Origin of the sequence: Thermoleptolyngbya sp. C42_A2020_037 (assembly GCF_015272455.1) — a bacterium.
Classification (GTDB): Bacteria; Cyanobacteriota; Cyanobacteriia; order Elainellales; family Elainellaceae; genus Thermoleptolyngbya.
The window spans coordinates 76074-89636 of record NZ_JACYLP010000035.1 but is presented as its reverse complement, the minus strand read 5'-3'; the positions used below and the strand labels follow the sequence as shown (position 1 = coordinate 89636).

The 13563-nt window shown below is 57.9% G+C and carries 11 protein-coding genes; 6 read left to right on the top strand and 5 right to left on the bottom strand.

The features are described from left to right. Positions 1-21 precede the first annotated feature (21 nt). The gene (gene psbN, locus IGS16_RS11665; protein WP_068511165.1) at positions 22-153 is read left to right on the top strand and encodes a photosystem II reaction center protein PsbN; all 132 of its coding nucleotides are present in this window, start codon (positions 22-24) and stop codon (positions 151-153) included. Here the strand turns inward: psbN and IGS16_RS11660 are convergent. Continuing rightward, entirely contained in the window at positions 150-3470 is a 3321-nt protein-coding gene (locus tag IGS16_RS11660; protein WP_297085612.1) for an alpha-mannosidase, read from the bottom strand. The genes psbN and IGS16_RS11660 overlap by 4 nt on opposite strands. An 896-nt stretch (positions 3471-4366) precedes the next feature. On the opposite strand from IGS16_RS11660, the gene IGS16_RS11655 reads away from it, so the two are divergent. Then, positions 4367-5812: a hypothetical protein gene (locus IGS16_RS11655; RefSeq protein WP_297085611.1), complete on the top strand. Its 1446-nt coding sequence runs from the start codon at positions 4367-4369 to the stop codon at positions 5810-5812. A 28-nt stretch (positions 5813-5840) separates the two neighbouring features. Here IGS16_RS11655 and IGS16_RS11650 read toward each other — a convergent pair whose 3' ends face one another. Both IGS16_RS11650 and larB read right to left on the bottom strand, forming a co-directional pair. Further along, positions 5841-6230 carry a histidine kinase gene (locus IGS16_RS11650; protein WP_297085610.1) on the bottom strand — a complete coding sequence of 130 codons (390 nt, stop codon included), beginning with the start codon at positions 6228-6230 and terminating at the stop codon, positions 5841-5843. Between the two features lie 19 nt (positions 6231-6249). After that, complete coding sequence (larB, locus tag IGS16_RS11645) at positions 6250-7053, bottom strand: nickel pincer cofactor biosynthesis protein LarB (RefSeq protein WP_297085608.1); 804 nt, start codon at positions 7051-7053, stop codon at positions 6250-6252. 201 nt (positions 7054-7254) lie between these two features. Between larB and IGS16_RS11640 the strand changes: the two genes are divergently transcribed. Next, complete coding sequence (locus IGS16_RS11640; protein ID WP_297085606.1) at positions 7255-7995, top strand: Uma2 family endonuclease; 741 nt, start codon at positions 7255-7257, stop codon at positions 7993-7995. Positions 7996-8136: 141 nt separating this feature from the next. Beyond that, a complete protein-coding gene (locus IGS16_RS11635; RefSeq protein WP_297085604.1) occupies positions 8137-9798 on the top strand; it encodes an L-lactate permease in 1662 nt (553 codons plus the stop codon). 154 nt (positions 9799-9952) lie between these two features. Here the strand turns inward: IGS16_RS11635 and csaB are convergent, their stop codons facing one another. Further along, complete coding sequence (gene csaB / locus IGS16_RS11630) at positions 9953-10987, bottom strand: polysaccharide pyruvyl transferase CsaB (protein ID WP_297085602.1); 1035 nt, start codon at positions 10985-10987, stop codon at positions 9953-9955. Positions 10988-11113: 126 nt separating this feature from the next. Between csaB and IGS16_RS11625 the strand changes: the two genes are divergently transcribed. Continuing rightward, a complete protein-coding gene (locus IGS16_RS11625) occupies positions 11114-11419 on the top strand; it encodes a DUF2499 domain-containing protein (RefSeq protein WP_297074996.1) in 306 nt (101 codons plus the stop codon). A 138-nt stretch (positions 11420-11557) separates the two neighbouring features. Here IGS16_RS11625 and IGS16_RS11620 read toward each other — a convergent pair whose 3' ends face one another. Beyond that, positions 11558-12061, bottom strand: coding sequence for a bifunctional nuclease family protein (locus IGS16_RS11620; protein WP_068511177.1), 504 nt, complete (start codon positions 12059-12061; stop codon positions 11558-11560). Between the two features lie 757 nt (positions 12062-12818). On the opposite strand from IGS16_RS11620, the gene IGS16_RS11615 reads away from it, so the two are divergent. Continuing rightward, positions 12819-13514, top strand: a complete 696-nt coding sequence (locus IGS16_RS11615; RefSeq protein ID WP_297085599.1) for a riboflavin synthase — start codon at positions 12819-12821, stop codon at positions 13512-13514. The last annotated feature ends 49 nt before the right edge of the window (positions 13515-13563 follow it).

Sequence of the window (13563 nt, the reverse complement as noted above, 5' to 3'; positions counted from 1 at the left end):
ACTCATAAATTAGATCGACTCATGGACTCTGCAACAGTTCTTAGTATTTCCGTTACCGCGATCCTGATCGGCATCACTGGAGCCGCGATCTATACCTCCTTTGGCCCGCCGTCTAAGCAGTTAGACGACCCCTTTGAAGACCATGAAGATTAGGGCTTGGGCGCAGGCTGGAGCGTCAGACGGAGGGTAAGAATCTGCCACGGCTGGAGGGCGATCGCCCCTCCTTCATTCTCTACGGCATTGGCATCTTCTAGCAGATTTGTGGGGACGGCGCGAACCACCTGGGCGATCGCCCATTGTTCTGTAGAGCCACCTCCTGTAGAACCACCTCCTAAAAAGCGAATTTCTCCTGACGCTCCCTGCGACTCGTAGCACCGCAAAATCCAGTCTCCGGAGCCGTCTTCGGTGGGCTTGAGGGCGCTCACCACGGCTGAGTCAGCGTCGAGGTGGAACAGCGAACCCATAGGCGGCAATGCAGCCTGGGAGGGCGTGGCGTTTGCCGGATCAACGACGCAAACCCGCAAGGGCTGATTTTGCTCATAGCCGCGTTGCACCGTTTCAGCCACCTGCCAACGGCCGGCGTGGGGATACAGCGCGTAGGTGAATTCATGATGCCCCAAATCCGCATCGGGATTCGGCCACTCTGCGCCGCGCAGCAGCGTCAGGCGAATTTGGCTAGGGCTGCTGTCGTAGCCATGTTTGCTGTCGTTGAGCAGGCTCACGCCGTAGGGAATGTCCTCTGCCGCATCGGAACTGGTCAGATCCGCCCAGCGCAGGGCAGGCACTTCCCACTGAGCCGCCTCAACAGAATCCTGCGGCTGGGTGGGCCGCTGAATCACACCGCCCGGAATTTCGCAGGTCAGGAAATCGGCTGTCAGATTGAGCGGAAACGCCGCTTTCACCAGGACGTGGCGCTCTTGCCAATCGACCCAGGTATGGATTTGCAGCAGCGGCGACCCGGCTTGCAACTCGTAGCGCTGGCGAAATATAGACCGACCGAGCGATCGCACGATCTCCACCGTCTGGGCGATCGCCCCATCGTTCACCCAGCGAATCGCCTCAAGCTGCGGCGGCGGCAAGGGATAGCTTTCGTAAGCCGGGTCAATATTCCAGGCATCCCAATATTGCCCACCATCTTGAAACGCCTGAAGCTGATTGCCCGGCCCCGCCAGCACCTCCCGCTGCTGCGCCTTATCGAACACGCTAGCCAGATTGCCCGTAGCCGGGTCAACTGCCACCCGCAGAAACTCATTTTCCAGAACAAAGGAATCCGTCGGATAGAGCGGCTCCGCAGCCGAAAAGTCCCCCTCAACTGGACACAACCAGAAGCAGGCATAGCCCAGCGCAGGAACGGCTTCGGCCCGAAACGCAATGTCCCAATGCTCGCCGTCATCCGCCTCCAGCACCCACTGAGCAGCGATCGCCCGGCCATCTAACCCATGAACCTGCCAGTTGGAATTTGGATTTTGGAATTTGGATTTTGGATGTTCCCGCCCCTCCATTTTTCGTTTTTCGTTTTTCGTTCTTCGTTCTCCCCCCCCCACTCGCACCACCGCCGAGCGCGACCAGTTTAGCGGGTTAAACACCAGCACCGCCCTGGCCTGGGGATGGGGCGCGGGCGGTAGGGCAATGTGACAGGCGATCGCCCCCAGCGCTGCCTCAATCACTTCTTGGGCGCACCTCGCCGCCGCTGCCCATTCCCGATTGGCCTCTGCGTACACATCAGGAATCGCCGATCCGGGCAAAATATCGTGAAACTGGTTAAACAGCACCTTTTTCCACGCAGTTTCCAGGGCTGGTGCAGGGTAGGGCAGTCCCAGGGCCAGCGTCGTCATGGCTGACCACAGTTCCGCTTCGGAGAGCAGCGCCTCACAGCGGCGGTTCCACCATTTCTGGTCGGCATGAGTGGTGTAGCAGCCCCGATGGAATTCGAGGTAGAGATCGGTCTGCCAGAGGGGATGTTGAGGTGTTGGGGGGTTGACGTTGACACTGGGATGACCCAATTCCCGCAGCCCTTCCAGGTAGGACTTCGCTGTGGAGAACTGGAGGCGCGGGAAGAAGGGCGATCGCCCCCAGCGCTGGGCCAGGTGCAGCATGTCGCGGGTGGGGCCGCCGCCGTGATCGCCCACGCCGATCAGCCAGAGGGCGTGGGGATAGCCCGTTTTTTGCTCAAACTGGGCGGCGTAGCGAACCATCTTGAGGGGGTCGAGGCCTTCGCCAATGGGCGCAGAGTGCAAGCTAAAAATGCGGCTGCCGCCGGGCCCTTCCCACCAAAAGGCTTCGTGGGGAAATTCGTTGGTGTCGTTCCAGCGCAGCTTTTGCGTAACGAAAAATTCCACACCGCCCTGGCGCAAGAACTGGGGCAATTGCCAGCAAAAGCCAAAGGTGTCGGGCAGCCAGGCGATCGCGCTGATGCGCCCAAATGTTTCCTGCACATAGCGCTGGCCGTAGAGAATCTGGCGGGCGATCGACTCGGCACTGATCAGGTTCAATTCCGGCTCCACCCACAGCCCAGCGGCCACCTCCCAGCGCCCTGCCGCCACCTGCGCCCGAATTGCCTCAAACAGTGCCGGACGGTTCGTTTCCATCCAGGCATAGAGCGCGGGCGAAGAGTGAGTAAAGATTAGGTCTGGAAACTCCGCCTGGAGACTCAACACCGACTTGAACGTGCGCTCGGCCGCGTCCCAGGTTTCCGCCACGGGCCACAGCCAGGCCAGATCTAGATGCGCGTGTCCCAACAGGGAAATCTGCCGCTGCCCAATCCACTCGCCAAAGGGCAACAGGCGCTGCCGCAGGTCACAGAGCGCCTGGTCAAAGGCGGCTCGGTTGGCAAGCTGGCTCCAGTCGAGTGGGGCCACGGCGGTCGCCAGGTCTCCTAGCTGCGCTGGTGCAAAGGTTTCAACGTAGTGCTGCACCACGTCCAGCTCGTCTGCCACAAATCCCGGCTCTGGGCAAGGCTCCAGTCCATACTGGGGGCGCTCGTAAATACAGTGCGATCGCACCAGGGCCCCGTCGTCATGCCCCGGACTGACCAGCCGCAGCGCCACCGGAATCCGCTCTCCTGGCTGCACCTGCTCCCGCAGCACGACCCGCGCCGAGCAGTCAAACAGATCGCCCGCCTGCACCCACTGCCCATCTACAAAAATCTGCGCGTCCTCTGCCCACCAGGTCAGCGCCAGTCGCAGTGTCAGCCCTGCCAGCGGATATGCCTCTAGCGCATCGGGCACGACGATTTCCTGCGCCAGCCACAACACCTGCCGTCCTTTCGTCCAGGGAATATGTCCCTTGGCATTCAGCGGAATCTTGCCCCAGGTCTTCCAGGTTGCAGGGTCGAGGGCATGGCTTGGGTCGCCTGCTGTGGCATACCAATCCACCAGGCAGTCGCGCTGGGTTTGCCGACGCAGGCGATTCGCGAGGCGATCCCTACAGGAATCGCCCACGAGAGACAGGGTGTCATCAGGAACGTTCATGCTTGTTTGAACACCATGAAAAATCAAGGAAAAGCCCCAAAAAACTGGGAAAAATCAGGAAAATAGCCTAAGAGGTTTATAAACCTAACTTGTGGGTGATTTCCCGATGAGCGATTCACTGATAAACAGAGACATAGGCGGTATAAAATCCGTCAGATCTGGCGGGCACCAAACTGGAGCAGATGTAACATCCGCACACCAGAAAGTGAGGAATAGTAAAATATCGCACACAAATGGAACACTGGGCGGAACCCCTCAGTGGGTGATCCAGGTTAAACTCTGTAAAGAGTGTGTAAAACTCTATCATTTCTGCTTGATTCCCTGAGTCGCTCAGTTTCGGGCCGCTGGGATCGCTCGCTATAATTGGAGCCTCGCGTAACCCCTAGCCATCGCCAAGGCTCTCTACACAATCCCCCAACTTACCCCCAACTTATTGGTGCTGCATCCATGAGCCATCTGGCAGGTCGCTGGGGTCAAGTGTTTTAACTGCGGAGCGCCAAGGGGGAAAGAGAGGGGCGCTGCATAAGGGGGGTGCTAGCTGCCGATAGATTCTGGCAATTCTGATAATTCTGGCAACCGATGGCTGGCAATTCGCAGGCGATGACCGCAACCAAGACTGCCAGCGATCGCCCGCTTGAGAGGAGCTATCCCTCAGTTCAGACAGCGCAGCATAGGCTCATTAGCGATTGCTCTACTCACCTGAATGGCTGACCACGGCGGGTGACTCTTGTGCCACTGTTCGTAAACTGCACACTTTCTCTTGTATTCCCCCCATGAAGTAGACAACTTGCCCGCCCGTTCGCCAAGCCGCGCCTAGCCCATCAGGGCGATCGCTGCTCAATTTTGAAAATTCAGACCCGCCGACCGCAGTTTCTAGTTTCAACTGAGCATTTTAGATGGTTGTGGAAAAACTGAACGAGGGCTATCAACCGCAGCCACGAGGACGAGCCAATCGTTTTCAGCGGAACATTCCAAAAGCGCAGGAGGTTATCTACAACTACCTGCTGGAAATTGTGAAGGAGTGGTCGCCGGAGGAGGTGCTAGCAGAGTTTCGGCATCTCTTCATTCACCACGTCAACACGATTAGCTCCCATACGCTGCCCTCGCTCTACGAGATTGTCTTTGCCAACCAGGAAACCGAGTTTCGCAACACGCTCAAGCGTTCCTGCTACATTCTCATCAACAACTGGGATCTCAGCCGCAGCCACGACTCGATTCGGGGGCTGGTGCAGCTTTTCTATGACCCCATTCTCGACAAGCCCACCATGTCGCCTACGCTGCGGCGGCTGCGCGGCTGGCTGAAGAATTTTGTAGAAAGCGAGGATTTTCAGGAGCTAAAGCTATTCGCCTCGCGCTACGACGACCAGCGAAAGCACTGGTCAGACCGCTACACCTCCTATCTGCTGGTGCCGCAGTACATCGACCTGAATAACCCCATCGAACAGCGCAACGCCGCCCGCACCCTGTCCAAACAGCTTAAGGAACGGTTTAAGTTTGAGCTGGCCATGTATACAGCGCGATCGCAGAGCAACACCGTTCCCGCGCTGAAGCCCAAAAACCCCACCATGATGGGCGACGACGTGCTGCGCTTGGTGAAAATGATCGTGGCGAAGCGGGGCAACTTTAGCTACGCCAACCTGGCGCATATTTTCCTAAACCAGACGCGGGGACTCCGCTATCAGGAGTTCAAAGAGAGCCTGAAAAAATATCTGGTGTTTTCGTCAGCCTCCCAGGAACAGGCGCGATCGCTCAACGCACAGGTTGCCGAAAAGCTGGATGCCCTCTACGTCATCCACCATGACAAGCCACTCGACGACGCGCTGCTGCTGCGAACCGTCAACCGCATTGTCAGCTACCTGACCACCGAAAATCAGCAAGACCCATCCCCGCTGTTCGTTCAACTGCTGATGGACGGCAACCCGCTGACGCTGGTGATTGTGCTGCTGAAGCTGGTGCTGATTTGCCCCTATGCCCGCACCCATCTAGAAGCCCGCATCGCAGACCTAGTGCAGTTTTACAAGGCGTATCCAGAAGATGAGTGCCGCTGGGTCATTAACTTTTTCGAGATTTTCGATATTACGATGGCGATCTACGCTGAAAATATCGAATTTAACCTGGTAGACATGAGCAGTCAGGGCGGCGGGCGACAGAAAGAGATTAACCCTGCAACCCTTGACGCTTATCGCGTGTTTTCTCAGATCAAGCACAGCATGGATGCAACAGAAGACCTGGAGCAGATGGAACAGGTGCTTTCAGACCTAATGGCAGACGATGATTCGCTGACCCCAGAGGAAATTACGGAACTGTCGGAAGCAGCGCTGGCTGAGTTGGACGAGCTATAGGCGCGAACCTTCGGCTTCGCAACCCGTTTCAAGCTTGTGGCGCGGCCTGCTCGACAAGTTCCCGACATCCCGCTAATCCGAGTTGGGGCTGCTGTCGATAGGCTTCATCGGCCACCCAAATGTGAAGGGTGCGATCGCCCCGAATTTCGTACAAATACTCGACTGTCGGATCAAACTCGGTACTCGCCTTCAGATTCGAGAAATCGTCCTCACAAAACTCAAACCCCAGCCGCACAATCACCTGTGCGACCAGGCAAGCAGGCGTGTCACTCTGTTCGCCCACCAGCCCCCGCTCCTGCCAAAAGGTGTCTAGAAACGGATTCAAAATTGGCAGGAGTCGCTCAGGCGTGCCATTCCGGCTGGCGTAGATGACAATCGGGCTGCCCTCGATCAGGATATGACAGGGTGTAGCAGACATAGCAGCACTTGGAGATGACTTAGTTAGGGTACTCCTTTGAGGGGTTAGATTCAACGGTAATCCGTGATGCAGTCCGGAGGATTTGCCCCGCCAACACTGCGGCCCCAAAGCCATTGTCGATGTTCACCACGCCGATGCCCGCCGCACAGGAGTTGAGCATGGTCAGCAGGGCCGCCAGTCCGTCGAAGCTAGCTCCATAGCCAACGCTAGTAGGCACGGCGATCACAGGACAATCCGCCAGCCCCGCTACGACGCTGGGCAGCGCCCCTTCCATGCCCGCCACCACAATCAGCACGTCCGCCGTTTGCACAAAATGGCGATTGTTGAGCAGGCGGTGGATGCCCGCTACGCCCACGTCCCAAAGCCGCTGTACCCGAAACCCAGAAAGCTCTGCCGTAATGGCTGCTTCCTCGGCCACGGGGAGATCTGCTGTACCCGCCGACAGGAGCGTGATCGTGCCGGGATGGACAGGTGTGAGCGTGAGGGGGGCGATCGCACAAATCCGCGCCATTGGGTAATACACTGCGTCCGGCACGAGCGATCGCACCTGGTCATACACGGCTGGCTCGATGCGCGTCGCCATTACCACGCGGCTGCGCTGGCGCATGGTCTGCATAATCTGGGCGATTTGCTCCGGCGTTTTGCCAGGGCCCCAGATGGCTTCGGGAAAACCCGTCCGCAGCGCCCGATGGTGGTCGATTTTGGCAAAGTCTTCGACGGGTTCAAAGTCGAAATATTTCAGCTTTTCGAGCGCCGTATCGGGGCTGACCTGGCCCTGGGCAACGGCATTGAGCAACTGGCGGAGCGCTTCGGGAGTAGACACAGAGAAGACCGAGTAACAAAGTGCTGGAGCAGAGAAATGACAGAATGACCGAGGGCTGGCGCAACGGAGTCAATCCCAACACCCCCTCTAACCTAGACTAGCGGCTTGATGGCGGATTTGGGGCGATCGCCCTGCCCTCGATCTGCTCTGCGAACCTTCTTCGCTAAACTAAGACAAAGCGCATTGGAAAGATGAATTCCCATGTCTGTCCCAGCGACTCCTGCCACCCAATCTGCACCCGAAGCGGCTTCGGCTTTGGATGCTGAGGCTTCTTTCTATGAGCAGGCGCAGGCGGATGGTGTGACCTTTCCACCGGGCGACCGCTACAGCGACGAGCCTCCCTTGGAAACCGATTTTCACTTGCAGCAAATGCTGCTGCTGATCAAGTGCCTGGAGTGGTTTTGGCGCGATCGCCAGGATTTTTACGCTTCTGGCAATCTCACGATCTATTACAGCCCAAATCAGACCAAATCGAAGGATTTTCGCGGCCCAGATTTCTTTGTGGTGTTGGGTGCAGAAAAACGTCCCCGCAAAAGTTGGGTGGTGTGGGAAGAGGACGGCAAGTATCCCAACGTAATTATTGAACTCTTATCGCCGTCCACCGCCAGCACCGACCGCAGCTTAAAGAAGCAAATTTATCAAGACACCTTCCGCACGCCGGACTATTTCTGGTTTGACCCAAACACGCAGGAATTTCAGGGCTTCCATTTGGTGGATGGGGCGTATCAAGACTTGCCGCCCAATGCACAGGGACACCTGTGGAGCCAGCAGTTGCAGCTTTGGCTAGGCGTGGTGGCGGGGCAACTCCGCTTTTTTACACCAGACGGCGAACTCGTGCCTACGCCAGAGGAATCAGCCCTGGCAGAGCAGCAGCGGCGAGAGGCGGCTGAGGCGCTGCTGGCGCAGTACCGCGATCGCTTTGGCGATTTGCCTCCTGAATAAATTTCCAAATTCCCGAAGTCGGGCGCAGCCGTTCAGCCCAATCAGCACGGGCGACAGCGCGAGAGTGTATCGCAGTTCCTAGACAGGCAGCGGAATATGCTCTAGAAAAAAGCATCCAAACTGTTTGCTTTCCTAAATCTTGTGCTGCATTTTTTATTCGCCGCGCTGCCGATTCTGACGGTATTTGTGCTGCTGCTGGGGGCACGGCTGCCTGCGGGACGGGCCATGCCGATTGCCTATCTAGTCACGGTGGCGATCGCCCTCTGGATCTGGCGCGTTCCACCGGTTTGGGTGGCGGCTTCTAGTATCCAGGGCTTGTTTATTGCGCTGGAAATTCTCTACATCGTGTTTGGGGCAGTGCTGCTGCTGAACACATTGCAGGCATCGGGCGCGATTCAGGCGATTCGGCGGAGCCTGCTGTCGATTTCGGGCGATCGCCGGGTGCAGGTGATTATCATTGCATGGCTCTTTGGCAGCTTTATCGAAGGGGCATCGGGCTTTGGCACGCCAGCGGTGATCTGCGTACCGCTGCTGGTGGCCATTGGCTTTCCGGCGATGGCGGCGGTGCTGGCAGCGCTGATTATCCAGAGTACGCCGTCTACCTTTGGCGCGGTGGGTACGCCTGTGATGATCGGCATCGACGCGGGGCTGGCGGGCGTGGAAGCAGTGCAGGCGCAGGCCGCCGCGCTGGGGCTGAGCTATCCGCAATATCTCAAGGCGATCGGAACCGTTGCGGGCACACTGCATGGCATCGTCGGCACATTGATTCCGCTGATTCTTTGCATCATGCTGACGGTCTTTTTTGGCGATCGCCCCTCGATTCGTCAGGGGTTGGCGGCGTGGAAATTTGCGCTGTTTGCGGGGCTGGCCTTCACCGTGCCCTACGCGCTGACGGCGCGGGTGCTGGGGCCAGAGTTTCCCACAATCATCGGTGGGCTGCTGGGGCTGGCGATTGTCGTTCCCGTGGCGCGGGCGGGCTGGCTATTGCCGCCAGAGTCCTGGGACTTTCCGCCGAGGGAGCAATGGGACGATTCGTGGCAGGGCAGCACCACGCCGCAGCTAACGGGCGATCGCCCCCTGATGAATCGCGTCAAGGCCTGGCTGCCCTACGTGCTGGTGGGGCTGCTGCTGGTAATTTCGCGGGTAGTGCCGCCTGTGCAATCGGCCCTCCGCGCCGCGCAGATTCGCTGGCCAGAGATTTTGGGTACTCCGCTGACGGCGACGATTTTGCCGCTCTATCTGCCGCCGACGATTTTGTTGTTGGTGGTGGGTATCACTTACTTCCTGCACCAGATGAAGCCCGTGGACTTGCGGGGGGCGATCGCCGAGGCGCTGCCCGTCATTCGCAAGGTGACGCTGGCGCTGGGCGCAGCCGTGCTGATGGCGCGAGTCTTTATCAACTCCGGCACCAACGACAGCGGACTGGCTAGTATGCCGCTCACGCTGGCAGATACCATGTCGGCGATCGCCGGACAAAGCTGGCCCCTGTTTGCTCCGCTGGTGGGGCTGATCGGCGCGTTTGTCGCAGGCAGCGTCACCGTCAGCAATATGATGTTTTCGCTGTTTCAGTTTGGCGTAGCGGATCAGCTCAGCCTTTCCACCACGCTGGTTCTAGCGCTTCAGTGTGTCGGCGCGTCGGCCGGCAACATGATTTGCGTGTCCAATATTGTCGCCGCTGCTGCCACCGTTGGGCTGCTGGGGCGCGAAGGCTCGATTATCCGAAAGCTGCTGCTGCCTTCGCTCTATTACATCGGGCTGGGCGGGCTGCTGGGGCTGGCGTGGCAGGTTTGGGGGGGCGGGTGAAGAGGGAAGAAGGAAGAAGGAAGAACGAAGAGGGAAGAAGGAAGAAGGAAGAGGGAAGAGGGAAGAGGGAAAATTTGGATTGGGAGGTTGGTGCAAAATCCAAAATCGCAAATCCAAAATCCAAAATCGCAAATCTAAAGTCGAGACTTGGATATCAGAGGAGCTGGGCGAGCAGGTCGCGGTGGATGGCGGCGCGATCGCCAAGGGCAGCGAGTTGGTCGGCAGAGAGTCCGTCTCCGTTGGCGTAGAGATCGATCCAGGTGCGGCTGATGGCCGCAGCATCGTCGGGAATTTGATCCAGTTCCCAGCCGGGAAGCTGATATTCGTCCATCAGGCGGCTCACCTTAGGGTCATAGCTGATGGCAAAGCAGCGGCACTGATGGGCGGCGGCCATGATCAGACCGTGCAGGCGCATAGCGATCGCCATTTCCACGCCTTGAAACAGCCCGGCAAGCTGGAGCGGGTCGGTGAGCGTTAGAACGGTGCTGTGGTCGGGCAGATAACTATGCAGCGTTTGGGCGATCGCCCCATCTTGTGCGGGCTGGAAGGGAACCAGCAGCACATGGGTCTGGGTTGCCTGCTGAAACATGGCCAGGGCCCGTCCCAGCCTGTGCAATCGGGCCTCGGTCAATGCGGCGTGGGGACGCAGGGCAACGGCCACACGCGGCGCGGGCAAATCCCACAGCCCCGGCACCGGCCGACCCTGCAACACCCACACCGGGTCGGGAGCCAATGTTACAGGTATACCCCAGGCGGTGAGCAGTTCCGCAGAGGGGCGATCGCGCACACTCACGCCCTGACATCCAGTAAACGCTCGCCGGGCCAGCCACCGACTGGGCGCACGATGCAGCGGCCCCACGCCCTGGGCCCAGGCGATCGTCTTCAGCCCCAGGCGCTGGGCCGTCAGCATCAGCCCGCCATAATACCAGGGATTCACGGCGCTGGTCGCGTCTTGCATGAGGCTGCCGCCACCCCAGATAAAGGCATCCGACCGACGGAGTGCTTGCAGAACTTGTGCAACATTCATGCGATCGCACGCCTCCACCCCAAACCGAGTTGCCGTCTCCGCCGGATCGCCCGACAGCACCAGCGGCGTTACCTGGGGCGGCAGCATTTGCAGCAGCGCCGCCAACAGCGCCTCGTCGCCGCCATTCCCCTTGCCATAGTAGCCACACAAAACCGCTCGCATGGATTGTTTATACTAAACCTTGAACTTCCCTCTTCCCTCTTCCTTCTTCGTTCTTCTTTTTTCCTTTTTCCCTCTTCCCTTCCGTTCCCCCAAAAATCATGCCACGAGTTGTCCCCGGTTCTGCCTATGCACGCCCTCTCAATTCCCACCTGGATCATTCATATTTCAAGCGTGGTGGAATGGATCGCCGCTATCTGGCTGGTGTGGGTCTATGCTGACGTGTCGCAGCAGCCCGCCTGGCGATCGCTCTCCTGGGGAATGCTGCCCGTGCTGATTAGCGCCATGTGTGCCTGCACCTGGCACTTTTTCGACAATGCGCCCCAGTTGGAGTGGCTGGTGACGGTGCAGGCGGCGACGACCGTTCTGGGCAATGTTACGCTTTGCATTGCCGGCTGGTGGATTTGGCGATCTACTCGACCTGCCAGGGAATAGGGCAGAAAAATTAGGGCAAAGAGATTGGGGCAAAAAATAAGGGCAAGGGGCGATCGCCCAACTTAACCCTCCAGTTCTTTCACCAAACTCCCAAAATCCAAGATCCAAAATCCTGAGAGCCTGGGCTATCCCTCACAACTACCCCTCGCTACTCTTGGACTGCCCCCGCTGCGTGAAATCCTCTGGGCGCAGGTTCGAGAGAAAGTCGCGGAAGGCCTGGCGCTCTGCTTCGTCGGCATCCGTGTCCACTGGGTAAGACGCATCGGCAACGACCTCCTCCATCACCCAGATGGGGCTGCGCGTGCGGATGGCAATCACGATCGCATCACTGGGACGAGCGTCGATTTCTTTGCGGACTTCGCCCTGGCGAATGGTCAAAATCGCGTAAAACGTATTGTCTTGAAGCGAATGAATGACAACCCGCTCAACCGTCAAGTCGCATTCATCCAGAATATTGACCAGTAAATCGTGGGTGAGGGGACGGGGCGGAGTCTGGTTCTCGATCGCGCTCATGATGGCGCGAGCCTGATCGTGGGCGATATAGATCGGAAGCTGCCGTCGTTCGGATGCGTCTCGCAGCAGCACCAAGGGGCTGCGGGAGGCTGCCTCTAGGGCAATTCCAGCGACTTTCATCTCAATCATTCATCTAGCCTCTAGAATCCGTTCAGCAAAGGGATGGAAAGGCGGGGACTGGATCTGTGAAACCCTTGAGCTTGATATAGCCTAGCACCAAGCCCAGTGGATCAGGCGGGTCGTTGAGACACGAAACTAGAAGCCAAAACCCAGTCAAAACCAGATCAAAACCTCTAATATTTGAAATGCCTACTGAGATGCCTTCGGGCGTTGCAGGAGAATGGTGTGACGCATCTTGAGAATTAAGCTCTTGAGACTTAAGCGCTCAGTTTGCGATCGCCAGCATCGAAGCAACTCCCTAGATCCTAGCCTCAGTCCAGTATGACAAGATCAGCTAATGAGTTCAATTCGTGAATTCAATAGTTCAATTCGCTTTTGGGGCTATCCGGTCGGTCTTAGAGTTGGGTTTAAGTCGGGTTGAAGTTGGGCTTACAGCGGGGTTTATAACGTTAGAACCAAAGTTTTCAGCGCTCAGCGCAAGTTTGAGGGAGTCACAGGTCGCTGAACGGTGGATTGCAGGGTTGTTTTAGTTCAAATGTATCAGTTTTTCCTGAAAAAATCATCTCCTCAACGGTTCGATTGAACTCCAGTATGCCCTGAAGCACCGACGAATCGACAGCCCCAATGCTGAAGGTTTTCCAAAAAATGTAAGGTTAAGACCGTGTAGATAAAGGAAGGCAGATCAGACGGCACAACGCTTGACAAGGGTGACCCGTTGGTTAGACCTGTCCCGATCCTCCAGTCCCTTTTCTAAGGAGATGTTGCTGTGTTCACTGGACTGATTCAAACGCTCGGAACCCTGTCTACTCTCAGCGAAACGGAGGTGCAAGTGACCTGCAAGGATGCTCGCCTGCTCCGCGATTTGGAACTGGGGGACAGCGTGGCGGTGGATGGCGTTTGCTTGACGGTGATGCGCTGTTTGGCGGATGGCTTTGTGGCGGCCGTGTCGCCCGAAACGCTGGATCGCACAGCGCTGGGACGGCGGAATGTCGAAATTCCGGTCAACCTGGAAGCCTCTCTGCGGGTGGGCAGCAAGCTGGGCGGGCATTTTGTGACGGGGCACGTAGACGGGGCGGGCTACTTAGAATCCGCTGTCCCTACGGAAACCTCCTGGGAGATGCGGTTTTCGGTGCGCGATCGCCGCGTGGCTCGCTACATTGTGCCCAAGGGCAGCATTGCGGTCAACGGCATCAGCCTGACGGTGGCCGATTGCGACGCGGCGGGCAGTTGGTTCACCGTGGCAGTGATCCCGCTGACCTATGCTGAAACGAACTTGCAGCACCTTAAGCCGGGCGATCGCGTCAACCTAGAAGGCGACATCCTGGGCAAGTACGTCGAAAAGTTTCTCCGGTTGGGAGATGCCACCCCATTCGAGGCTCAAGGATTCGAGGCTCAGGGAACAGAAGATGCGTTACCTGATTCGCTCACGCCTGCTTTTTTGGCAGAACACGGCTACTTATAGCTGGGTGTTTGTGGATAGGGTGTTTGTGGATCGCCAGCTTGTTCCCAGT